This is a genomic window from Streptomyces sp. NPDC003720, from assembly GCF_042875075.1.
In the GTDB taxonomy this organism is placed as follows: Bacteria; Actinomycetota; Actinomycetes; order Streptomycetales; family Streptomycetaceae; genus Streptomyces.
In genome coordinates, this window is sequence record NZ_JBIANZ010000007.1 from 227,884 (window position 1) to 249,618 (window position 21,735).

Consider the following 21,735-nt stretch of genomic DNA (forward strand, 5'->3'; position numbering starts at 1 on the left):
AGCACGCTTGATTGTTTCTGGCCCCGCTGTCATGCTCCCCCTCATGGCCGACCCGACGCCCGTCATCGACGACCTGCGTGCCGAGAACGACGAACTCGACCTTCTGGTCGCGGTCTTGAGACCGGAGGAGTGGGCCCGGCCCACTCCGGCGCCCGGCTGGACCGTCGCCCACCAGATCGCGCACCTCGCCTGGACAGACCGCTCGGCCCTGCTGGCCGTCACCGACGCCGAGGCCTTCCAGGCGCTGGTCGAGAAGGCGCTGGCCGCCCCCGACTCGTTCGTGGACGAGGGCGCGGAGGACGGCGCGCGCCTGCCGTCCGCCGAGCTGCTGGCGGGGTGGCGTGCCGGACGGGACGATCTGCGGCGGGCCCTGCGCGACGCACCGGCCGGCAGCCGGTTCCCCTGGTACGGGCCGCCCATGTCGGCCGCCTCCATGGCCACCGCCCGCCTCATGGAGACCTGGGCCCACGGGCTGGACATCGCCGACGCCCTCGGTGTGGCACGCCCGCCCACCGACCGGCTGAGGCATGTGGCAAGGCTCGGGGTGCGGACCCGCGACTTCGCCCACGTCGTCCACGGACTCACCCCGCCCGCCGAGGAGTTCCGCGTCGAACTCCGGGCCCCCTCCGGCGACCTCTGGACCTACGGGCCGCAGGACGCCGCCCAGCGGGTCACCGGGCCCGCGCTGGACTTCTGCCTGCTGGTCACCCAGCGGGCCCACCGCGCCGACCTCGGCCTGCGCGCCGAGGGCCCGGACGCCGACCGCTGGCTCGGCATCGCCCAGGCCTTCGCGGGCCCGCCCGGCGCCGGCCGCCCGCCGCGGGAGGGAACGCGGTGAACCCGCTGCGCATCGGCAACTTCTCCGGCTTCTACGGCGACCGCTTCGACGCGCTGCGCGAGATGCTCACCGGCGGCGAGGTCGACGTCCTCACCGGTGACTACCTCGCCGAACTCACCATGCTCATCCTCGGCCGCGACCGCCTGAAGGACCCGGCCGCCGGGTACGCCCGCACCTTCCTGCGCCAACTGGAGGACTGCCTCGGCCTCGCCCATGAGCGCGGGGTGCGGATCGTCACCAACGCCGGCGGCCTGAACCCGGCCGGACTGGCGGAGAAGGTCCGGGAGTTGAGCGAGCGGCTCGGCCTGCCGGTGCGGGTCGCCCATGTCGAGGGCGACGATCTCGCCGCCGCCCACCCCGGCGCCCTCGCCGCCCACGCCTACCTGGGCGGCTTCGGGATCGCCGAGTGCCTGCGGGCCGGCGCGGACGTGGTCGTCACCGGGCGGGTGACGGACGCGGCCCTGGTCACCGGGCCCGCAGCCGCCCACTTCGGCTGGCGGCCGGGGGAGTACGACCGGCTCGCCGGCGCCGTCGTCGCCGGGCACGTGCTGGAGTGCGGGACGCAGGCCACCGGCGGCAACTACGCCTTCTTCGGGGAGGGCGACGTACGCCGTCCCGGCTTCCCGCTCGCCGAGATCCACGCCGACGGCAGCAGCGTCGTCACCAAGCACCCCGGCACCGGCGGCCTCGTCGACGTCGGCACGGTCACGGCCCAACTGCTGTACGAGACGGCCGGCGGCCGGTACGCCGGGCCGGACGTCACCGCCCGGCTGGACACCGTGCGGCTGAGCCAGGACGGCCCGGACCGGGTGCGGATCGAGGGAGTGCGCGGGGAGGCTCCGCCGCCGACGCTCAAGGTCGGGCTCAACCGCCTCGGCGGCTTCCGCAACGAGGTCGTCTTCGTGCTCACCGGACTCGACGTCGAGGCCAAGGCCGCCCTCGTGCGCGAGCAGCTCACCGACGCGCTCGCCAAGTCGCCGCCGCGGGAGGTGCGCTGGGACCTCGTGCGCACCGACCGCGCCGACGCGGACACCGAGGAGACCGCGAGCGCCCTGCTGCGCCTGGTCGTCCGGGACCCGGACGAGCGGCTCGTGGGACGGGCCCTGAGCGGGGCCGCCGTGGAACTGGCGCTGGCCAGCTACCCCGGCTTCCATGTGCTCGCCCCACCGGGGAAGGGCGCCCCCTATGGAGTCTTCGAGGACGTGTACGTGCCCCATGGCGCCGTCGACCATGTGGCCGTCCTCCACGACGGCCGGCGTGTCCCGGTGGCACCGGCCGCGGACACGGCCGCGCTGGACGCCGCACCGGAACCCGCCCTGCCCGAGCCGCCGCCGCCCGGCCCGGTCCGCCGGGCGCCCCTCGGTCTGGTCGCCGGAGCCCGCAGCGGCGACAAGGGCGGAAACGCCAACGTGGGCGTGTGGGCGCGGTCGGACGAGGCCTGGCGGTGGCTCGCCCACGAACTGACCGCCGACCGGTTCCGGGAGCTGATCCCCGAGAGCCGGGACCTCCCCGTCACCCGGCACGTGCTGCCCAACCTGCGCGCCCTCAACTTCGTCGTCACCGGCATCCTCGGCGCCGGCGTCGCCGCCCAGGCCCGCTTCGACCCGCAGGCCAAGGCCCTCGGCGAATGGCTGCGCTCCCGCCACCTGGACATCCCGGAGGCCCTGCTGTGACCGTACTGTCCTCCGCCCTCGACACTGGCGGCCCCGACTACCGGGCCAACCGCGAGGCCATGCTCGCCAAGCTCGCCGACCTGGACACCGAGCACGCCAAGGCCCTCGCGGGCGGCGGTGAGAAGTACGTCCAGCGGCACCGCGAGCGCGGCAAACTGCTCGCCCGCGAACGCATCGAACTGCTCCTCGACCCGGACACCCCGTTCCTCGAACTGTCCCCGCTCGCCGGCTGGGGCAGCGACTACACGGTGGGCGCCTCGCTGGTCACCGGCATCGGCGTGGTCGAGGGCGTGGAGTGCCTGATCACCGCGAACGACCCGACCGTGCGCGGCGGCGCCAGCAACCCCTGGAGCCTGCGGAAGGCACTGCGCGCCAACGACATCGCCCTCGCCAACCGGCTGCCCTGCATCAGCCTGGTGGAGTCCGGCGGCGCCGACCTGCCCTCCCAGAAGGAGATCTTCATCCCCGGCGGCGCCATCTTCCGGGACCTCACCAGGCTCTCGGCGGCCGGCATCCCGACCGTCGCCGTCGTCTTCGGCAACTCCACCGCCGGCGGCGCCTACGTCCCCGGCATGTCCGACCACGTGATCATGGTCAAGGAGCGCGCCAAGGTGTTCCTCGGCGGTCCGCCGCTGGTCAAGATGGCGACCGGCGAGGAGAGCGACGACGAGTCCCTCGGCGGCGCGGAGATGCACGCGCGCGTGTCGGGCCTCGCCGACCACTTCGCCGTCGACGAGCGGGACGCGCTCCGGCAGGCCCGCCGGGTCGTCGCCCGCCTCAACCACCGCAAGGCGCACCCCGATCCCCCCTTCGCGCAGCCGCCCAAGTACGACGGCGAGGAACTGCTGGGCATCGTCCCCGGCGACCTGAAGACCCCCTTCGACCCCCGCGAGGTCATCGCCCGGCTCGTCGACGGCTCCGACTTCGACGAGTTCAAGCCGCTGTACGGGACGAGCCTGACGACCGGCTGGGCCACGCTGCACGGCTACCCGGTCGGCATCCTGGCCAACGCCCAGGGCGTCCTGTTCAGCGCCGAGTCGCAGAAGGCCGCCCAGTTCATCCAGCTCGCCAACCAGCGCGACATCCCGCTGCTCTTCCTGCACAACACCACGGGCTACATGGTCGGCAAGGAGTACGAGCAGGGCGGGATCATCAAGCACGGCGCCATGATGATCAACGCGGTCAGCAACAGCCGCGTCCCCCACCTGTCCGTCCTGATGGGCGCCTCCTACGGCGCCGGGCACTACGGCATGTGCGGCCGCGCCTACGACCCGCGCTTCCTGTTCGCCTGGCCCAGCGCCAAGTCCGCCGTCATGGGCCCGCAGCAGCTCGCGGGCGTGCTGTCCATCGTCGCCCGGCAGTCGGCGGCGGCGAAGGGCCGGCCGTACGACGACGACGCGGACGCCGCCCTGCGCGCCATGGTGGAGCAGCAGATCGAGTCCGAGTCGCTGCCGATGTTCCTGTCCGGGCGGCTGTACGACGACGGCGTCATCGACCCGCGCGACACCCGCACCGTCCTCGGCCTGTGCCTGTCCGCCGTCCACACCGCGCCCTTCGAGGGCGCGCGCGGCGGCTTCGGCGTCTTCCGGATGTGAGGCTCATGATTTCGACCCTGCTGGTCGTCAACCGCGGCGAGATCGCCTGCCGGATCTTCCGCACCTGCGGTGAACTGGGCATCCGCACGGTCGCGGTGCACTCGGACGCGGACGCCGGCGCGCTGCACACGCGCGTGGCCGACACCGCCGTACGGCTCCCGGGCGCGACGCCCGCCGAGACCTACCTGCGCGGCGACCTGATCGTGAAGGCCGCCCTGGCGGCCGGCGCCGACGCCGTCCACCCCGGCTACGGCTTCCTCTCCGAGAACCCCGCGTTCGCCCGGGCCGTCCTCGACGCCGGACTCGTCTGGATCGGCCCGCCCCCGGAGGCGATCGAGGCGATGGCGTCCAAGACGCGCGCCAAGGAGCTGATGGGCATCGCGCCCCTCGGCGAGGTCACCGAGGCCGACCTGCCGGTGCTGGTGAAGGCCGCCGCGGGCGGCGGCGGGCGCGGGATGCGGATCGTGCGCCGCCTGGCGGACCTGCCGGACGCGCTGGAGGGCGCGCGCGCCGAGGCCGCGAGCGCCTTCGGCGACGGCGAGGTCTTCACCGAGCCCTACCTGGAACGCGGCCGCCACGTCGAGGTGCAGATCCTCGCCGACACCCACGGCACGGTGTGGACCCTCGGCACCCGCGACTGCTCCCTCCAGCGCCGCCACCAGAAGGTGGTCGAGGAGGCCCCGGCGCCCGGTCTGACCGCGGGGCTCCGGGAGGAGCTGGACACGCTCGCGGTACGCGCCGCGCGCGCGGTGTCCTACGTCGGCGCCGGCACCGTGGAGTTCCTGGTCGCCGACGGCCGGGCGCACTTCCTGGAGATGAACACCCGCCTCCAGGTGGAACACCCGGTCACCGAGGCGGTGTTCGGCGTCGACCTGGTGGCGGAGCAGATCCGGATCGCGGAGGGCCACCCGCTCGCGAGCGAGCCGCCGCGGGCGCACGGCCACGCCGTCGAGGTGCGCCTGTACGCCGAGGACCCGGCCCGCGACTGGGCCCCCCAGACCGGCACCCTGCACCGCCTCGACGTGCCCGCCGGCGTCCGCCTCGACACCGGCTACGCCGACGGCGACACCATCGGCGTCCACTACGACCCGATGCTCGCCAAGGTCGTCGCCCACGCCCGCACGCGCGCGGAGGCGGTCCGCAGGCTCGCCGGCGCGCTGGAACGCGCCGCGCTGCACGGCCCGGTCACGAACCGGGACCTGCTGGTGAACTCCCTGCGCCACCCCGAGTTCACCGCCGGCCGCATGGACACCGGCTTCTACGACCGCCACCTCGCCGCCCTCACCGCCCCGGCCCCCGACCCGCACGCCCCGCTCGCCGCCGCCCTCGCCGACGCCCACGGCCGCTCCCGCTTCGGCGGCTGGCGCAACGTGCCCTCGCAACCGCAGGCCAAGCGGTACGAGATGGCCGGCGAGGAGCACGAGGTCCACTACCGGCACACCCGGCAGGGCCCCACCGCCGACGGGGTCCGGGTGGTGCACACCGACGCCCGTCTCGTCGTACTGGAAGTGGACGGCGTCCAGCACCGGTTCGAGGTGGCGCGGTACGGCACGGACCGGGTGTACGTGAACTCCACCGCGCTCACCGAACTGCCCCGCTTCCCCGACCCGGCGGCCCAGCTCGCCCCGGGCTCCCTGCTCGCCCCCATGCCGGGCACGGTCGTCCGCGTCGCCGACGGGCTGACCGAGGGAGCGACGGTGCGGGTCGGCCAGCCGCTGATCTGGCTGGAGGCGATGAAGATGCAGCACCAGATCTCGGCGCCCGTCACGGGCACGCTCACCGCCCTGCACGCCACCACGGGCCGGCAGGTGGAGCCAGGAACGCTGCTGGCGGTCGTACACGAACTCCGGGAGACACCATGAGCACCCTCATCGAGTCCGACGAGCACAAGGCCCTGCGCGCCGCGGTGGCCGCCCTCGGCAAGCGCTACGGCCGCGACTACATCGCCCGGACCCTCGCCGAGGGCCGCCACCCCACCGAACTGTGGGCGGAGGCCGGAAAGCTCGGCTACCTCGGCGTCAACCTCCCCGAGGAGCACGGCGGCGGGGGCGGCGGCATCACCGAACTCTCCATCGTCCTGGAGGAACTGGGCGCGGCCGGCTCCCCGCTCCTCATGCTCGTCGTCTCCCCGGCCATCTGCGGCACGGTGATCTCCCGCTTCGGCACGCAGGAGCAGAAGCGGACCTGGCTCCCCGGACTCGCCGACGGCACCCGCCTCATGGCCTTCGGCATCACCGAGCCCGACGCCGGCTCCAACTCCCACCGCATCACCACCACGGCCCGCAAGGACGGCGCCGACTGGCTCCTCACCGGCCGCAAGGTCTTCATCTCCGGCGTCGACATGGCCGACGCCGTGCTCATCGTCGGCCGTACCGAGGACGCCCGCACCGGCCGCCTCAAGCCCTGCCTGTTCATCGTCCCCCGGGACGCCGAGGGCTTCCAGCGGCGCCCGATCGACATGGAACTGAACGCCGCCGAGAAGCAGTTCGAACTCGTCCTGGACGACGTGCGGCTGCCGTCCGAGGCACTCGTGGGCGACGAGGACGCCGGTCTGCTCCAGCTCTTCGCCGGACTCAACCCCGAGCGCATCATGACCGCCGCGTTCGGCATCGGCATGGGCCGATACGCGCTCGCCCGGGCGGTCGAGTACGCCCGCGAGCGCACCGTCTGGAAAGCCCCCATCGGCGCCCACCAGGCCATCGCGCACCCCCTCGCCCAGGCGCACATCGACCTGGAACTGGCCCGGCTCATGATGCAGAAGGCGGCCCACCTCTACGACGCGGGCGACGACATCGGGGCGGGCGAGGCCGCCAACATGGCCAAGTACGCGGCCGCCGAGGCCTGCGTGAAGGCCGTCGACCAGTCCGTGCACACCCTCGGCGGCAACGGCCTCACCCGCGAGTTCGGCCTCGCCTCACTGATAACGGCCTCGCGCGTGTCTCGTATCGCGCCGGTGAGCCGGGAGATGATTCTCAACTACGTCTCCCACCAGACGCTCGGCCTGCCCAAGTCGTACTAGGCCGCAGCGACGGCCGCTTGGAGGAACCGTGTTCCGCAGCGAGTACGCAGACGTCCCGCCCGTAGACCTTCCCATCCACGACGTCGTCCTGGGCCACGCCGCCGGCTACGGCGACCACCCGGCCCTCATCGACGGCACGGACGGCACCACCCTCACGTACGAGCAAGTGGACCGGTTCCACCGGCGGATCGCCGCCGCCCTCGTGGACGCCGGCGTCCGCAAGGGCGACGTCCTCGCCCTGCACAGCCCCAACACGATCGCCTTCCCGACCGCCTTCTACGCGGCCACGCGCGCGGGCGCCTCCGTCACCACGGTGCACCCGCTCGCCACCCCCGAGGAGTTCGCCAAACAGCTGGCCGACTGCGCCGCCCGCTGGATCGTCACCATCTCCCCGCTGCTGGGCACCGCCCGCCGCGCCGCCGAACTCGCGGGCGGGGTGCGGGAGATATTCGTGTGCGACAGCGCACCCGGGCACCGCTCGCTCATCGACATGCTCGCCACCACCGCCCCCGAGCCCGAGATCGGCATCGACCCGGCCGAGGACATCGCCGCCCTGCCGTACTCCTCCGGCACCACCGGCGTCCCCAAGGGCGTGATGCTCACCCACCGGCAGATCGCCACCAACCTCGCCCAGCTCGAAGCCCCCGTCCCGGCCGGACCCGGCGACCGCATCCTCGCCGTGCTGCCGTTCTTCCACATCTACGGCCTCACCGCCCTGATGAACGCCCCCCTGCGCAAGGGCGCCACCGTCGTCGTCCTGCCCCGCTTCGACCTCGAGACCTTCCTCGCCGCCATCGAGACCCACCGCATCACCGGCCTGTACGTCGCCCCGCCGATCGTCCTCGCCCTCGCCAAACACCCGGCGGTCGCCCGCTACGACCTCAGCTCCCTCAAGCACGTCATCAGCGCCGCCGCCCCCCTGGACGCACGCCTCGCCGCCGCCTGCGCCGAACGCCTCGGCCTGCCCCCGATCGGCCAGGCCTACGGCATGACCGAACTGTCGCCCGGCACCCACGTAGTCCCGCTCGACGCCCTGCACCACGCGCCCGCCGGCACCGTCGGCCGCCTCATCGCCGGCACCGAGATGCGCATCGTCTCCCTCGACGACCCCGGCAAGGACCTCGGCACCGGCGAACCCGGCGAGATCCTCATCCGCGGCCCGCAGGTCATGAAGGGCTACCTCGGCCGCCCCGACGCCACCGCCGCCATGATCGATCCCGACGGCTGGCTGCACACCGGCGACGTCGGGCACGTCGACGACGACGGCTGGCTCTTCGTCGTCGACCGGGTGAAGGAACTCATCAAGTACAAGGGCTTCCAGGTGGCCCCGGCCGAACTGGAGGCCCTGCTGCTCACCCACCCCGGCATCGCCGACGCCGCCGTCATCGGCGCACACGACGACGACGGCAACGAGATCCCGCACGCCTTCGTCGTCCGCCAGCCCGCCGCCGGGGACCTCGCCGAGAACGAGGTCATGCTGCACGTCGCCGAACGCGTCGCCCCCTATAAACGCGTCCGCCGCGTCACCTTCATCGACACCGTGCCCCGCGCCGCCTCCGGGAAGATCCTCCGCCGACAGCTCCGGGAGCACCCTTGAGCACCCTCGTCTCACGTACACGCGCGCGTGCCGTCGAAACCCTCAGCCTCGACGCCACCGCCACCCGCAACGCACTGTCCGCCGCCCTCGTCGACGCCCTCTCCGGCGCGCTCGCCGACTGCGCCGAGGACCCCGGCGTACGCGCCGTCGTCCTCACCCACACCGGCACCACCTTCTGCGCCGGGGCCGACCTGCGCGACCCACCGCATCCGGAGGCGCTGGTCGGCCTGCTGCGGCAGATCGTGGAGCTGCCCATACCCGTGCTCGCCCGAGTCACCGGACACGTCCGGGCCGGCGGCCTCGGCCTCCTCGCCGCCTGCGACATCACCGCCGCCGCCACCACCGCCACCTTCACCTTCACCGAGGTCCGCATCGGCGTCGCCCCGGCGGTGATCTCCCTGCCCGTCATGCCGCGCGCCGACCCGCGCGCCCTGGCCCGCTACTACCTCACCGGCGAACGCTTCGACCCCGCCGAAGCCGTACGGCTCGGCCTGCTCACCGCGACCGCCGACGACGTCGACGAAGTCCTCGCCCCCGTCCTCGACGGCCTGCGCCGCTCCTCGCCCCAGGCCCTGGCCGAGACGAAAGGGCTGCTCACGGCTAGGGTGCTGGAGACCTTCGACCGGGAGGCGGCCGCCCTGACCGCGCTCTCGGCCCGGCTGTTCTCCTCGCCCGAGGCCAGGGAGGGGATGACGGCCTTCCTGGAAAGACGGGATGCGGCATGGGTGGTGTGAGTACGGCGGAACGCGACCGCGTACCCAAACAGGACCGCAGCCGGGCCACCCGGCAGCGGCTCCTGGAGGCCGCCGTGGCCTGCCTCGCCGAACACGGCTGGGCGGGCTCCACGGTCGCCGCCGTCGCCGAACGCGCCGGCGTCTCCCGGGGCGCCGCCCAGCACCACTTCCCCACCCGCGAGGACCTGTTCACGGCCGCCGTCGAGTACGTCGCCGAGGAGCGCTCCACCGCCCTGCGCGAACTCTTCCCCGACGGTCCCGCCGACCGGCGCGCCGTCGTCTCCGCCGTCGTCGGCCTCTACACCGGCCCCCTCTTCCGGGCCGCCCTGCACCTGTGGGTCGCCGCCAGCGACGAGGAACAGCTCCGCGCGCGCGTCACCGAACTCGAGGCCCGCGTCGGCCGCGAGTCCCACCGCATCGCCGTCGAACTCCTCGGCGCCGACGAGTCCCGCCCCGGTGTCCGCGAAACCGTCCAGGGCCTGCTCGACATGGCCCGCGGACTCGGCCTCGCCAACCTCCTCACCGACGACACCGCCCGCCGCGAGCGCGTGGTCGCCCAGTGGGCGGCGCTCGTGGAGACGGCCCTGGACTGAGCCGCTGTCAGTGGCCGAGGCTAAGAATCCGCCATGGGCGACCACTTCCAGATCCTCGTCGACCTCGACGCGACGCCCGAGGAGGCGCCGCGGTTGGCCCGGTCGCTGACCGACTGGCTGGTCGCCGGGGGCATCGTGCGGGCCGAGCGCACCGACTGCGTGCTCGGACAGCCGCTCGGGCACCCGCCCGGCCCGGACTGGCACCGGGCCGTCGCCCCGGCCGACGCGGACGACGAGCCGTACGACGGCCTGGCCGTGCACACCGGGCGCACCGTCTTCACCGGCGGCCAGGGAGACGCCGGATGGGCCCGCTGCCCCCGCTGCGCCGGCACCGTCCGCCTCCACACCGACGCGGGGGACCACATCGACGAGGCATGGGAGCCCTTCGGCCGGGCCATCGACCTCTGGGCCACCACGGGCGCCGCCGACGTCCGCTGCCCCGCCTGCGCCGCCACCGTGCCCGTCGCCGACTGGACCTGGGGCGACGACTACTACGCCCTCGGCCACCTCGGCCTCGAGTTCTGGAACTGGCCCCCGTTCACCGACGACTTCCGCGCCCGGCTGGCCGGGCGACTGGACGGCCACCGCACGGTCCACATCCAGGGCAAGCTCTGACCCCGCCCGCCGTGGCCCCGGCGCAGTGAGCCCGGCCACAGGCGCATCACGCGAACCGCAGTACGCTTTCCCCCATGCTTCCGATGCTCGTCCGACGCCGCCACGTGGACTACGTGCGCGTCACGAGCATGGGCTGTCGGCGCCTCTCCGCCTGACCCAGCCCCCTCCTCGCTCTTCTCCCTTTTCCGGCACCCGGGGGCCGCCCACACCCCTCGGCGGCCGCCCGCGCCCCGTAGACCCAGCGGACGCACCCATGACGACGCACACCGCGACGAACCCGTCGTACGCCCAGCTCCCCATCATCGACCTCTCGGCCGCCGACCGCGGCCCCCGGGCCCGCGCCCTGCTCCACGCCCAGCTGCACAGCGCCGCCCACGACGTCGGCTTCTTCCAGCTCGTCGGGCACGGCGTGACCCAGGCCGAGACCGACGCGCTGCTCACCGCCATGCGCGCCTTCTTCGACCTCCCCGAGGCCGACCGGCTCGCCCTCGACAACGTCGGCTCCCCGCACTTCCGCGGCTACACCCGCACCGGCGACGAACGCACCGCCGGCGCCCGCGACTGGCGCGACCAGCTCGACATAGGCGCCGAACGCCCCGCCCGCGTTCCCGGCCCCGGCGAACCGCCCTACTGGTGGCTGCAGGGCCCCAACCAGTGGCCGGCCGCCCTCCCCGCACTGCGCACCGCCGCCCTCGCCTGGATCGACCGGCTGAGCGCCGTCGCCCAGCGCCTGCTGCGCGAACTGCTGACCGCCATCGGCGCCCCCGCCGGCTTCTACGACCCCGTCTTCGGCGCGCACGCCCACCCGCACCTCAAACTCGTCCGCTACCCCGGCAGCGCGGGCGACGGCGCCGACCAGGGCGTCGGCGCCCACAAGGACTACGGCTTCCTCACCCTGCTCCTGCAGGACACCGTCGGCGGCCTCCAGGTCCAGCGCGCGGACGGCCGCTTCCACGACGTGCCGCCTATCGAGGGCGCCTTCGTCGTCAACCTCGGCGAACTCCTCGAGGTCGCGACCAACGGCTACCTGCTCGCCACCAACCACCGCGTGGTCAGCCCGCCCGGAGCGACGGAACGCTTCTCCGTCCCGTTCTTCTACAACCCCCGCCTGGACGCCCGGATCGAGCCGCTGCCCTTCCCGCACGCCGGTACGGCCCCCGGCATCACCACCGACCCGGCCAACCCGCTGTACGCCGAGTACGGCTACAACGAACTCAAGGGCAAGCTCAGGGCCCACCCGCTGGCGGCCCAGCGGCACCACGGGGACCTGCTGGCACCGGCGTGACCCCGTGCCGAAAGAGGGGCGCGGGCGGCCCGCCCGCGCCCCCCAGCGGCACGCTCAGTGGGCGATGTCCGCGTACCCCTCGATGTCCCGCGGGCTGCGCGGCCCCGGCCCCACGTACTTCGCCGACGGCCGCACCAGGCGCCCCGTCCGCTTCTGCTCCAGGATGTGCGCCGACCACCCGGCCGTCCGCGCACACGTGAACATCGACGTGAACATGTGCGCCGGAACCTGCGCGAAGTCCAGCATGATCGCCGCCCAGAACTCCACGTTGGTCGCCAGCACCCGGTCCGGCCGCCGGTTGTGCAGCTCCTCCAGCGCGGCCTTCTCCAGCGCTTCGGCGATCTCGAACCTCGGCGCCCCCAGCTCCCGCGCGGTACGCCGCAGCACCCGCGCCCGCGGGTCCTCCGCCCGGTACACCCGGTGCCCGAAGCCCATCAGGCGCTCGCCGCGGTCCAGGGCCTGCTTGACGTACGCCTCCGCGTCCCCGGTGCGCTCGATCTCCTCGATCATCCCGAGCACCCGCGAGGGCGCACCGCCGTGCAGCGGACCGGACATCGCACCGACCGCACCCGACAGCGCGGCCGCGACGTCCGCGCCCGTGGAGGCGATGACCCGGGCGGTGAAGGTGGACGCGTTCATGCCGTGCTCGGCGGCCGAGGTCCAGTAGGCGTCCACGGCGGCCACGTGCTTCGGGTCCGGCTCGCCCCGCCAGCGGATCATGAACCGCTCGACCACCGAACCCGCCTTGTCGATCTCCCGCTGCGGCACCATCGGCAGCCCCTGCCCGCGCGCCGACTGGGCGACGTACGACAGCGCCATCACCGCGGCCCGGGCCAGGTCGGCCCGCGCCTGCTCCACGTCGATGTCCAGCAGCGGTTTCAGACCCCAGACGGGGGCCAGCATGGCGAGCGCCGACTGCACGTCCACCCGGATGTCACCGGAGTGCACCGGGATCGGGAACGGCTCGGCCGGCGGCAGGCCGGGGTTGAAGGCGCCGTCGACCAGCAGACCCCACACGTTCCCGAAGGAGACGTGCCCGACCAGGTCCTCGATGTCGACGCCCCGATACCGCAGGGCACCGCCTTCCTTGTCGGGTTCGGCGATCTCCGTCTCGAACGCGACGACCCCTTCGAGTCCGGGTACGAAATCGGACATCAGGCGGCTCCTAATGAATGTCGGCGGCGGTCACACCGGTGATGCCCCGATCGGCCGGTGGTCACCCAAACCGCGGCGGAACCAGCACCATAACCCCGAGTGCCACAGTTGGGGAGCCCACGCGACACTGAGTGCCATGCGCGTTCGATACGGCAGGATGACCGCGTGACCGACCGCGAACCCAGCCCCGACCCGCTGCTGGACCCCGCCGCCATGCGCAAGCAGTACCGGGCCGCGGGCCTCGACGAGAAGGACCTGCCGGCACACCCGATGGACCAGTTCGCCGGCTGGTTCGAGGACGCAGCACGGGCGGCCCTGCACGGCACGCTCTACGAACCCAACGCGATGGTCGTGTCCACCGCGGACGCGGCGGGCCGGCCCAGTTCCCGCACGGTCCTGATGAAGCAGTTCGACTCCGACGGCTTCGTCTTCTACACGAACTACGGTTCCCGCAAGGCCCGCGAACTCGCCGCCGGCCCGTACGTGTCGCTGCTCTTCCCCTGGCACCCGATCGCCCGCCAGGTCATCGTCACCGGCGTCGCCCGCCGCACCGGCCGGGAGGAGACCGCCGCCTACTTCCGCACCCGCCCGCGCGGCTCCCGGCTGGGCGCCTGGGCCAGCGCCCAGTCCTCCGTGATCGCGTCCCGCGCCGAACTGGAAGCGGCCTACGCCGAACTGGACGCGCGTTACCCGGAGGACGAGGAGATCCCGGTCCCGCCGCACTGGGGCGGCTTCCGCATCGCCCCGGAGACGGTCGAGTTCTGGCAGGGCCGCGAGAACCGCCTCCACGACCGCCTGCGCTACACCTGCCGCCCCGACGGCTCCTGGACCCTGCAACGCCTGAGCCCCTGACCCCACACGCAGACGACCCGCGAGCTCGGTTCCACCACCGGAAGGCGGCGAAGCCGGCCGGACGTACCGGCGAGCTCGCGGGTCGGGTGACTGCTTGGGATTGGGCCGGCTGCACGCGTCTGTCACGCGCTGGTCCGGCACCGCACTGGATGTGGTGGCGGACCGCTAGCCCGCAGCCACCTCACGCGTCCGGTTCTCATACATCTGCCGAACCACCTCCCTTCTCGTGTAACCCACACCCTAAGAAGCGCTTCGCGGATGCTCAAGGGATTTATCGAGGACCCCGGCCGCCCGGCGGCCCAATGCGGTGGACGGGCCGCGAGGGGTGCCCCTAGCTTGCCGGGCATGGGTGACCTTCGGATCCGGGCCGTGGACGGCGACGGCATGCTCGAGCAGTGGCGGTACGTGCACAACGTGGTGGTGCCGCCCGCTGCCATGTCCCTCGCGGGGGCGCGGACGCGGGTGGGGCGGTACCGGCTGGTGAACGCCTATCTCGGGGAGGAGCTGGTCGGGTGCTCCACCGTTCGGCCGCCGACCGGGGAGGAGCGGGTGGCGACCGTGATCGCACGGGTGCTGCCCGGGTTCCGGCGGCGCGGGTTCGGGTCGGTGATCTACGAGGACGGGCTGGCGCACGCGCGCGGGCTGGGGGCGGAGACCGTCGAGACGTGTGTGCTGGCGGTGAACGAGGACGGGTTGCGGTTCGCCGGGCGGCACGGGTTCGTGGAGGTCGACCGGTACGTGCTCGACGGGGAGCGCGACGAGTGGGTCGACCTGCGGCTCATGGCGTCGGCCGGGCAATGATTGCGGCAATCTTGCGGGAACAGGATGTGGGCTGCGTCACGTTCGAGTTGAATGAAGGCCAGTGAGCGAACCGAGCGCCGTGCGTGCGCGGACGCAGCGTCCAGGGGGTCCAGGTGAGTGCTTCCCGGCGGAGTGGGACCACCGACGAGCTGGGGCCCGACGAGCCCGAGCGGGGCGGCCCGCACGGGCCGGCCGGCGCCGACTGCCCTGACGAGCCCGGCGGTTCCGATCTGCTCGCCGCGCTGCTGGACGGCATGGACGCGGCCCTGTGCGCGTTCGACGCCGACGGGGTGGTGACGCACTGGAACCGCGAGGCGGAGCGCATCCTGGGCTGGACGGTCGGCGAGGCGGTCGGGCGGCACGGGTTCGCCGGCTGGGCGGTGCGCAGCGCGGACGCCGAGGAGGTCCAGGAGCGCCTGATGTCCGCCATGCACGCGCCGGGCCGGCAGGTGCACGAGTTCGCGCTGGTCACCAAGGACGGCGGGCGGGTGCTCGTGCGGACGCAGTCCGCCGCCGTGCGCGGACCGGACGGGAAGCCGGCGGGGGTGTACTGCGCCTTCAGCGAGGTGCACGCGCAGATCGACCTGGAGCGGTCGATCGCGCTGAGCGAGGCGCTGTTCGAGGACGCGTCCTGGGGCGTGGTCCTCGTGGACGCCGATCTGCGGCCGGCCGTCGTCAACGGGCACGCGGCGCGGGCTCTGGGCATCGGGCGGACGTCGGCACTGGGGCGGCCCCTGGGCGAGCTGCTCGCCCAGGGGGTGGAGGAGCTGGAGAGCGCCCTCACCCATGTGCTGGCCGAGGGCGCGCCGCCCGCGCCCGCCGAGATGTGGGTGGCGGTGCGCGGGCCCGAGGGCGAGCGGCGGCGCTGCTGGCGCAGCGGGTTCGTGCGGCTGGCCTCGCCGCTCGCGGAGGAACCGGTGCCGCTCGGGGTGGGCTGGCTCTTCCTGGACGTCACGGAGGCCAAGCAGGGCGAGCAGGAGGCGTCCCTGCTGCGCTTCCGTTCCAATCAGCTCCACCGGGCCGCCCGGGCGGCCGCGGAGTGCGAGGACCCGGCGGAGGCGGCCACCGTCCATCTGGACTTCGCGCTCGCCGGTTTCGCCGACCACGCGCTGCTCGACCGCCTGGCGGGGGCCCCGCGCGCGGAGGGCGACGACTCGTCTCCGGTACGGCTGGTGCGGCTGGCCGCGTCCCCCGCGGGGGCGCCGGGACCGAGCCTGGTCACGGGCGCGGCCGGGCTGCCGCTGCGCTACGAGGCGGGGCACCCGGTGCTGCAGTGCGTCGAGCGGGCCGGCACCGTGCGCGCGGACGCGGGGTCGGTGCCGGCCGAGCGGGCGCGGGACTGGGCGCTGGCCCGGCAGTGGCCCGAGGACGCGGTGCACGCACTGTGCGCCGTGCTGCGCAGCCGGGGCCGGACGCTGGGCGTGGTCACGTTCCTGCGCGGGGCCGCCCGGAACCGCTTCGAGCGTTCGGACGCGGCGTACGCGGAGGACGTGGCGGCGCGGGTGGGGGCGGCGCTGGATCTCGCGGACGCGGCGCGGGCGCCCCGGGCCGGGGAGTAGGGCCTGGCCGGCGGCCGTGGTGTCAGCGCCGGTGGCCCCGATGCAAGTGCTGGTAGCCCCGGTGTCAGCGCCGGTGGCCCCCGTGCCGGTGTCAGCGCCGGTGGCCCTCGTGCCGGTGTCAGTGCCGGTGGCCCCGATGCCAGTGCCGAGAGCCCCGGTGTCAGCGCCGGTGGCCCCGGCGTCAGTGCCGGTAGAAGATGCGGTCGCCGTACTCCGTCATGACCCGGGCGTTCCAGTCGTGGCCGCCGTCGACGTTGCCGGAGCGCAGCAGCGGGGGTTCGATGCCGCGGTCGGCGAGGGCTGCCGCGGCGGTGGCGACGACGGCCTGCATCAGGGCGGTGGTGACCACGGTCGAGGCCGGGGCGAAGGGCGCCGGGATGGTGTCGAGGGTGAGTTCCGCGTCGCCGACCGAGATCTTCGAGTCGAGGACGACGTCGCAGTGGTCCTTCAGGAAGGTGCCGGAGGAGTGCCGGGAGGTGGTCTCGGCGGCGTAGGCGACCGAGGTGACGCCGATGACCTTCACGCCGCGGGCGCGGGCGCCGGTGGCCATCTCCACGGGCAGGGCGTTGCGGCCGGAGAGGGAGATGATCACGAGGGCGTCGCCGGCGCGCAGCGGGGAGGTGTCCAGGACGGCGCTCGCGAGTCCGTCGACGCGTTCCAGGGCGGAGCCGAGGGTGGCCGGGGTGACGTCGACGCCGACGACTCCGGGGACGGTGAGCAGGTTCATGAGCGCGAGGCCGCCGGCCCGGTAGACGACGTCCTGGGCGGCCAGCGAGGAGTGGCCGGCGCCGAAGGCGAACAGGCGGCCGCCGGAGGCCACGGTGTCGGCGAGCAGGGTGGCGGCGGCGCTGATCGCCCCGGCCTCCTCCTCGCGGACCCGTTGCAGCAGGCCGATGGCGGCGTCGAAGAACAGGTCGGCGGGTGTGCCGTCGCTCATGCGGTGCCCCTTCGCAGCGTCTGTGTCGCGGATCACCGTGCGGTCTGGACCAGTGCGGTGTCAATACGGCGGGCGGCCGCGGGGGCGCGGGTGTGCGCCGGGCGCCGGAGGCGGTCGCGCGCGTGGGTCGTTCGTTCGCTCGGTGCGGCACGGTTGTCGGTGGTATCCGGCAGAATTGAAGTCAGGGCCAGCGCACGCGCCGGGCAGGTTCCGGCAGAGGTAATCGAGGGGCACGTATGTCCGGACTGATCGACACCACGGAGATGTATCTCCGCACCATCCTCGAGCTCGAAGAGGAAGGCGTAGTCCCCATGCGCGCCCGCATCGCGGAGCGGCTGGACCAGAGCGGGCCGACGGTGAGCCAGACCGTGGCCCGCATGGAGCGCGACGGTCTGGTGTCGGTGGCCAGCGACCGCCATCTGGAGCTCACGGACGAGGGGCGCCGGCTGGCCACGCGTGTGATGCGCAAGCACCGGCTCGCGGAGTGTCTGCTGGTCGACGTGATCGGCCTGGAGTGGGAGCAGGTGCACGCGGAGGCGTGCCGCTGGGAGCACGTGATGAGCGAGGCCGTGGAGCGCCGGGTGCTGGAGCTGCTGCGCCACCCCACCGAGTCGCCGTACGGCAACCCGATCCCGGGCCTGGAGGAGCTGGGCGAGAAGGACGGGGCGGACCCGTTCCTGGACGAGGGCATGGTGTCGCTGGCCGATCTGGACGCGGGGACGGACGGCAAGACGGTCGTGGTCCGGCGGATCGGGGAGCCGATCCAGACGGACGCGCAGCTCATGTACACGTTGCGCCGTGCGGGTGTGCAGCCCGGCTCGGTGGTGAGCGTGACGGAGTCGGCGGGCGGGGTGCTCGTCGGCAGCGGTGGTGAGGCGGCCGAGCTGGAGGCGGACGTCGCCTCGCACGTGTTCGTCGCCAAGCGCTGACACGGGAGGGCCCCGGCGCCTGTCGGCGCCGGGGCCTGTCCTCCCCTGTTGCTGACCCGGAGCCCCGAGCTCTCAGGGTCATTCCCCTCGGACCGCTTTTCCCCGAGTGGTCCGCCTCCCGCCAGAAAGATCCCCTCGGCGGCGGCGATCATTCCTCGGGGGGCGTCACTCGAATGAGGGGTGTTGGTAGCAGAGGCAGTATTTTCGAAAAGGCATTCGATAGTCTGCGACGGCAGGGACGACGGACGGCGAGAACGGCAGTACACCGGTACGAGGCAGGCGGAGCTGGGGGGTACCAGGCCGATGGCACGGCGTATCGACGTGATGGGAACGGGCGGGGTGCGCCTGGCCGCCTGGGAGTATGCCGACCCTCCGAAACCGGAGGCGGAGCCGGGCGCTCCGGGGGTGCTGTTACTGCACGGCCTGATGGGCCGCGCCTCGCACTGGGCGGCCACCGCCCGCTGGCTCGCCGAGCGCCATCGCGCGGTCGCCCTCGACCAGCGCGGTCACGGCCGCAGCGACAAGCCCCCGCAGGCCGCTTACGGCCGGGAGGCCTACGTCGACGACGCGGAGGCGGCCCTGGAGCAGCTCGGTCTCGGCCCCGCCGTCCTCGTCGGCCACGCCATGGGCGCCCTGACCGCCTGGCAGCTCGCCGCCCGGCGCCCGGACCTGGTGCGCGGACTGGTCGTGTGCGACATGCGGGCCTCCGCGCTCGGCGCGGCCTCGCAGCGGGAGTGGGCCGAATGGTTCCGCTCCTGGCCCGTCCCCTTCGCCACCCTGGCCGACGTCCGCAAGTGGTTCGGCGAGGACGATCCCTGGGTGGAGCGGCCCAACCCCTCGCGCGGCGAGTTCTACGCCGAGGTGATGCACGAGTCCGCCGACGGCTGGCGCCCCGTCTTCGAACCCGACCAGATGCTCCGCACCCGGGAGAGCTGGGTGTACGACGCCCACTGGGAGGAGCTGGCCCAGGTGCGCTGCCCCACGCTCGTCGTGCGCGGTCTCGACGGGGAGCTGGGACGGGCCGAGGCGCAGGAGATGGTGCGGGTGCTGCCCCTCGGCGAGTACGCGGAGGTCGCCGATGCCGGCCACCTCGTCCACTACGACCAGCCGATGGCCTGGCGGGCGGCCGTGGAGCCCTTCCTCGAGCGCCTCGCGGCGGGCTGACCCCCCTCCCGGCTCACCCCTTGCTCACCGCCGTCAGGATCTCCGGCAGGCGGGCCGCCGTGCGCGGCGCGGCCAGGCGCAGACCCCCGAAGGCGATCCCCGCCCCGTAAGCCGCCCCCAGCGGCAGCAGCACCCAGCTCCACGCGTCCCCGCCCGCGATGACGTTCAGCCAGATCGTCACCGCGATGACCGGGGCGCAGAGCAGGGCGGAGGCGACCATGCCGCCGAAGACGGAGATCCAGGCGAGGCCCGCCTGCCCGGGCGCCACGTTCTTGTGGCCCTCCTGCGGGATGGAGTACGGGAAGCCGGCCGAGGTCCAGGCGCCGGTCGCCAGCATGGCCCCCAGCAGGGACAGGGACAGCCCCAGCACCTCGGGCAGCCGCTCCCAGGCGTCCAGCAGCGCGGTGGTCAGCACCGTGACGAGCGCGGCGTACGGCAGGGTGATCACCAGCAGGGCCAGCGCGCGACCGCGCAGTTCGGCGTAGGCGTCGCGCGGCGAGGAGATCGTCATGGCCACCATCCAGAACGCCGAGGTGTCCTGGCCGAACTGGTTGTACATCTGGATGCCGAGCATCCCGGCGGCGAAGCACGCGAAGTAGATGGAACCGGTGCCCTGGACGGCGTTGAAGACCGGCACGATCAGCCCGATGGCCAGCGAGGTCACCCAGGCCGACTTGGTCTTCGGGTCGCGCCAGACGTAGCGCAGGGCGCGTTCCATGACCGTGCCCGTGCGCCCGCCGGGCAGCAGCCGGCCGAGCCCGCCCGCGGTGGAGCGGTCCCCGGCGCCGGCGTCCGCGTCCCGCAGGGTGGACCCGTCCGGCGCGGTCATCAGCCGGTCGAGGCTCCGCGCCCACACGGCGACCAGCAGGGCCGACGCGGCGAGCGACAGCAGCAGTCGGCCGGCCGCGACGCCGTACGCCCCGTCGCTCGCCGAGCGCACCGCGCCGATCGCGGACGCCGGCGGCACCCAGGACAGCACGTCCGCGACCGGCCGCAGCGGCCCGAGCCCGGCCGAACCCAGGCGCTGGGCGCCGAAGTTGACGAGCTGGGCCCCGACGGCGATCACCAGCCCGCTGAGTACGGCCAGATCACGCCCCTTCCTGCTGGTCAGCAGCCGTACGTTGGCGGCGGCGACGGCCCGTGCGAGCGCCACGCAGACCAGCAGCGCGAGGACCACGGCGATCACCGCGGTGACGTACCCGGCGGCCCCGTGCGCCACCGACAACGCGCATCCGGACAGGACCAGCAGCGTGAACAGCGGCCCGACCCCGACCAGTGAGGCGGCCAGCAGGGCCCGCACCAGGGGGCGCGGGCGCAGCGGCAGCATCACCAGCCGGGTGGGGTCCAGGGTCTCGTCGCCGCCGGGGAAGAACAGCGGCATCACGGCCCAGCCCAGTGCCAGCACGGCGGTCCCGGGCACGGCGACGGCCTCGGCGTGCGCGTGCCCGCGCAGCGCGAGCAGGCCCAGCAGTTGCAGCACGGCGAACAGCAGCGCGACGACCGCCGAGGCGACGAACGCGGCCCGCCGACCCGCGGACTGCCGCAGCCCGTTGCGCAGCAGCGACAGCTTCAGCCGTACGAGGACGGTGGTGGTGCCCGTCATCGGGCCGCACCGCCGCCCAGCCAGTCCAGCCGGGACGCGGAGTCCCGGCCGCGCGCCCCGACCAGCTCCAGGAATGCCGCCTGCAGCGTCGGGTGTTCGCCGCGCACCTCGGCCAGCGGTCCGGTGGCGCGGATGCGGCCCGCCGCCATGACGGCCACCCAGTCGCACAGCGACTCGACCAGCTCCATGACGTGGGAGGAGAACACGACGGTGGCTCCGGAGGCCGTGTACCGCTCGAGCACGCCCCGGATCGTCTGCGCGGACACCGGGTCGACACCCTCGAACGGCTCGTCGAGGAAGACCACCTCGGGGTTGTGGAGGAGGGCGGCCGCGAGGCCGATCTTCTTGCGCATGCCGGTCGAGTAGTCGACGACGAGCTTGTGCTGCGCCCCGGCGAGGTCGAGCACGTCCAGCAGTTGCGCGGCCCGCTCGTCGGTCTCGGCGCCGGGCAGCCCCCGCAGCCGGCCCGAGTACCCGAGCAGCTCGCGTCCCGACAGCCGCTCGAACAGCCGCAGCCCTTCGGGCAGTACGCCGATCCGCGCCTTGACGGCCACCGGGTCGCGCCACACGTCGTGTCCGACGACCTCGACGGAGCCCTCGTCGGGGCGCAGCAGCCCGGTCACCATGGACAGGGTCGTGGTCTTCCCGGCGCCGTTCGGGCCGACCAGCCCGATGAACTTCCCGGCGGGCAGGTCGAGATCGATGCCCCCGACGGCAACCTGCTGCCCGAATCGCTTCCAGAGCCCCCGTACGCACACCGCAGCTTCGGTCATGCAGGAAGGCTAC

General features: G+C 73.7%; 19 protein-coding genes. 15 read left to right on the forward strand and 4 right to left on the reverse strand.

Annotated elements, in window-relative coordinates; translation table 11 throughout:
* Positions 1-43: 43 nt before the first annotated feature.
* From ACFYU0_RS20955 to ACFYU0_RS21000, 10 genes are all read left to right on the forward strand, one after another.
* Positions 44-838, forward strand: coding sequence for a TIGR03084 family metal-binding protein (locus tag ACFYU0_RS20955; protein WP_389303201.1), 795 nt, complete (start codon positions 44-46; stop codon positions 836-838).
* Complete coding sequence (locus ACFYU0_RS20960) at positions 835-2,511, forward strand: acyclic terpene utilization AtuA family protein (protein ID WP_389303204.1); 1,677 nt, start codon at positions 835-837, stop codon at positions 2,509-2,511. Before ACFYU0_RS20955 ends, ACFYU0_RS20960 begins: the two co-directional genes overlap by 4 nt.
* A complete protein-coding gene (locus ACFYU0_RS20965) occupies positions 2,508-4,106 on the forward strand; it encodes an acyl-CoA carboxylase subunit beta (protein WP_389303206.1) in 1,599 nt (532 codons plus the stop codon). The genes ACFYU0_RS20960 and ACFYU0_RS20965 overlap by 4 nt, the downstream gene beginning before the upstream one ends.
* Positions 4,107-4,111: 5 nt before the next feature.
* A complete protein-coding gene (locus ACFYU0_RS20970) occupies positions 4,112-5,968 on the forward strand; it encodes a biotin carboxylase N-terminal domain-containing protein (protein WP_389303209.1) in 1,857 nt (618 codons plus the stop codon).
* A complete protein-coding gene (locus ACFYU0_RS20975) occupies positions 5,965-7,125 on the forward strand; it encodes an acyl-CoA dehydrogenase family protein (protein WP_389303211.1) in 1,161 nt (386 codons plus the stop codon). Before ACFYU0_RS20970 ends, ACFYU0_RS20975 begins: the two co-directional genes overlap by 4 nt.
* A gap of 28 nt (positions 7,126-7,153) precedes the next feature.
* Positions 7,154-8,722: a 4-coumarate--CoA ligase family protein gene (locus ACFYU0_RS20980; protein ID WP_389303214.1), complete on the forward strand. Its 1,569-nt coding sequence runs from the start codon at positions 7,154-7,156 to the stop codon at positions 8,720-8,722.
* A complete protein-coding gene (locus ACFYU0_RS20985) occupies positions 8,719-9,456 on the forward strand; it encodes an enoyl-CoA hydratase family protein (RefSeq protein WP_389303217.1) in 738 nt (245 codons plus the stop codon). Before ACFYU0_RS20980 ends, ACFYU0_RS20985 begins: the two co-directional genes overlap by 4 nt.
* Positions 9,444-10,049, forward strand: a complete 606-nt coding sequence (locus ACFYU0_RS20990) for a TetR/AcrR family transcriptional regulator (RefSeq protein ID WP_351665850.1) — start codon at positions 9,444-9,446, stop codon at positions 10,047-10,049. Before ACFYU0_RS20985 ends, ACFYU0_RS20990 begins: the two co-directional genes overlap by 13 nt.
* A 33-nt stretch (positions 10,050-10,082) precedes the next feature.
* A complete protein-coding gene (locus tag ACFYU0_RS20995) occupies positions 10,083-10,664 on the forward strand; it encodes a hypothetical protein (protein ID WP_389303220.1) in 582 nt (193 codons plus the stop codon).
* Between the two features lie 253 nt (positions 10,665-10,917).
* Positions 10,918-11,949, forward strand: a complete 1,032-nt coding sequence (locus ACFYU0_RS21000; RefSeq protein WP_351665846.1) for a 2-oxoglutarate and iron-dependent oxygenase domain-containing protein — start codon at positions 10,918-10,920, stop codon at positions 11,947-11,949.
* 54 nt (positions 11,950-12,003) lie between these two features.
* Here the strand turns inward: ACFYU0_RS21000 and ACFYU0_RS21005 are convergent, their stop codons facing one another.
* Positions 12,004-13,104, reverse strand: a complete 1,101-nt coding sequence (locus ACFYU0_RS21005; RefSeq protein WP_351665844.1) for a citrate synthase 2 — start codon at positions 13,102-13,104, stop codon at positions 12,004-12,006.
* 165 nt (positions 13,105-13,269) lie between these two features.
* On the opposite strand from ACFYU0_RS21005, the gene pdxH reads away from it, so the two are divergent.
* The 3 genes from pdxH (at position 13,270) to ACFYU0_RS21020 (ending at position 16,316) form a co-directional block, all read left to right on the forward strand.
* Complete coding sequence (gene pdxH / locus ACFYU0_RS21010; RefSeq protein ID WP_351665842.1) at positions 13,270-13,956, forward strand: pyridoxamine 5'-phosphate oxidase; 687 nt, start codon at positions 13,270-13,272, stop codon at positions 13,954-13,956.
* Between the two features lie 345 nt (positions 13,957-14,301).
* Positions 14,302-14,757, forward strand: a complete 456-nt coding sequence (locus ACFYU0_RS21015; RefSeq protein WP_351665841.1) for a GNAT family N-acetyltransferase — start codon at positions 14,302-14,304, stop codon at positions 14,755-14,757.
* A 113-nt stretch (positions 14,758-14,870) separates the two neighbouring features.
* A complete protein-coding gene (locus ACFYU0_RS21020) occupies positions 14,871-16,316 on the forward strand; it encodes a PAS domain-containing protein (RefSeq protein ID WP_351665839.1) in 1,446 nt (481 codons plus the stop codon).
* Between the two features lie 181 nt (positions 16,317-16,497).
* Here ACFYU0_RS21020 and ACFYU0_RS21025 read toward each other — a convergent pair whose 3' ends face one another.
* Positions 16,498-17,253, reverse strand: a complete 756-nt coding sequence (locus tag ACFYU0_RS21025; protein WP_389303224.1) for an SIS domain-containing protein — start codon at positions 17,251-17,253, stop codon at positions 16,498-16,500.
* A 236-nt stretch (positions 17,254-17,489) separates the two neighbouring features.
* On the opposite strand from ACFYU0_RS21025, the gene ACFYU0_RS21030 reads away from it, so the two are divergent.
* Positions 17,490-18,182, forward strand: coding sequence for a metal-dependent transcriptional regulator (locus ACFYU0_RS21030; RefSeq protein WP_020940714.1), 693 nt, complete (start codon positions 17,490-17,492; stop codon positions 18,180-18,182).
* A 303-nt stretch (positions 18,183-18,485) separates the two neighbouring features.
* Positions 18,486-19,346 carry an alpha/beta fold hydrolase gene (locus ACFYU0_RS21035; RefSeq protein WP_389303226.1) on the forward strand — a complete coding sequence of 287 codons (861 nt, stop codon included), beginning with the start codon at positions 18,486-18,488 and terminating at the stop codon, positions 19,344-19,346.
* A 13-nt stretch (positions 19,347-19,359) separates the two neighbouring features.
* On the opposite strand, the gene ACFYU0_RS21040 is transcribed toward ACFYU0_RS21035, so the two are convergent.
* Together ACFYU0_RS21040 and ACFYU0_RS21045 are read right to left on the reverse strand one after the other, a co-directional pair.
* A complete protein-coding gene (locus tag ACFYU0_RS21040) occupies positions 19,360-20,949 on the reverse strand; it encodes a transporter (protein ID WP_389303229.1) in 1,590 nt (529 codons plus the stop codon).
* Complete coding sequence (locus tag ACFYU0_RS21045; RefSeq protein WP_351665831.1) at positions 20,946-21,722, reverse strand: ABC transporter ATP-binding protein; 777 nt, start codon at positions 21,720-21,722, stop codon at positions 20,946-20,948. Before ACFYU0_RS21045 ends, ACFYU0_RS21040 begins: the two co-directional genes overlap by 4 nt.
* Between the last annotated feature and the right edge of the window lie 13 nt (positions 21,723-21,735).

What these genes read in the sequence shown, in the direction of transcription:
- ACFYU0_RS20970 (WP_389303209.1), top strand. Translation starts at nt 4,112, where the DNA reads ATGATTTCGACCCTGCTGGTCGTCAACCGCGGCGAGATCGCCTGCCGG.
- ACFYU0_RS21015 (WP_351665841.1), top strand. Translation starts at nt 14,302, where the DNA reads ATGGGTGACCTTCGGATCCGGGCCGTGGACGGCGACGGCATGCTCGAG.
- ACFYU0_RS21040 (WP_389303229.1), bottom strand. Translation starts at nt 20,949, where the DNA reads ATGACGGGCACCACCACCGTCCTCGTACGGCTGAAGCTGTCGCTGCTG.
- ACFYU0_RS21005 (WP_351665844.1), bottom strand. Translation starts at nt 13,104, where the DNA reads ATGTCCGATTTCGTACCCGGACTCGAAGGGGTCGTCGCGTTCGAGACG.
- ACFYU0_RS20955 (WP_389303201.1), top strand. Translation starts at nt 44, where the DNA reads ATGGCCGACCCGACGCCCGTCATCGACGACCTGCGTGCCGAGAACGAC.
- ACFYU0_RS20975 (WP_389303211.1), top strand. Translation starts at nt 5,965, where the DNA reads ATGAGCACCCTCATCGAGTCCGACGAGCACAAGGCCCTGCGCGCCGCG.
- ACFYU0_RS21025 (WP_389303224.1), bottom strand. Translation starts at nt 17,253, where the DNA reads ATGAGCGACGGCACACCCGCCGACCTGTTCTTCGACGCCGCCATCGGC.
- ACFYU0_RS21045 (WP_351665831.1), bottom strand. Translation starts at nt 21,722, where the DNA reads ATGACCGAAGCTGCGGTGTGCGTACGGGGGCTCTGGAAGCGATTCGGG.
- ACFYU0_RS21035 (WP_389303226.1), top strand. Translation starts at nt 18,486, where the DNA reads ATGGCACGGCGTATCGACGTGATGGGAACGGGCGGGGTGCGCCTGGCC.
- ACFYU0_RS21030 (WP_020940714.1), top strand. Translation starts at nt 17,490, where the DNA reads ATGTCCGGACTGATCGACACCACGGAGATGTATCTCCGCACCATCCTC.
- ACFYU0_RS20995 (WP_389303220.1), top strand. Translation starts at nt 10,083, where the DNA reads ATGGGCGACCACTTCCAGATCCTCGTCGACCTCGACGCGACGCCCGAG.
- ACFYU0_RS21000 (WP_351665846.1), top strand. Translation starts at nt 10,918, where the DNA reads ATGACGACGCACACCGCGACGAACCCGTCGTACGCCCAGCTCCCCATC.
- ACFYU0_RS20990 (WP_351665850.1), top strand. Translation starts at nt 9,444, where the DNA reads ATGGGTGGTGTGAGTACGGCGGAACGCGACCGCGTACCCAAACAGGAC.